This is a genomic window from Pseudomonas sp. Pseusp97, assembly GCF_047304025.1.
In the GTDB taxonomy this organism is placed as follows: domain Bacteria; phylum Pseudomonadota; class Gammaproteobacteria; order Pseudomonadales; family Pseudomonadaceae; genus Pseudomonas.
Genome location: NZ_JBGLYK010000609.1, coordinates 1 through 235 on the forward strand (window position 1 = coordinate 1; position 235 = coordinate 235).

Genomic DNA, 235 nt, shown 5'->3' on the forward strand with positions numbered 1-235 from the left:
TTCGACGTTGCGCACCGCGTGGCCCAGTTCGTCTTCATGGGCGGCGTGGTTCTGGTATTCCCAGCGGCAGGCGTTGGTGCAGGTGCCCTGGTTGGGGTCGCGGCGGTTTATGTAGCCCGACAGCAGGCAACGCCCGGAGTAGGCCATGCACAGCGCGCCGTGGACGAAGACTTACAGCTCCATGCCCGGCACGCGAAAACGGATTTCGCCGATTTCTTCCAGCGACAGCTCGCGG

The 235-nt window shown here is 64.3% G+C and carries 1 pseudogene; it reads right to left on the minus strand.

Annotated features, from left to right (window positions below):
• A pseudogene (locus ACCC94_RS30520) lies at positions 1–235 on the minus strand (U32 family peptidase); the annotation flags it as partial.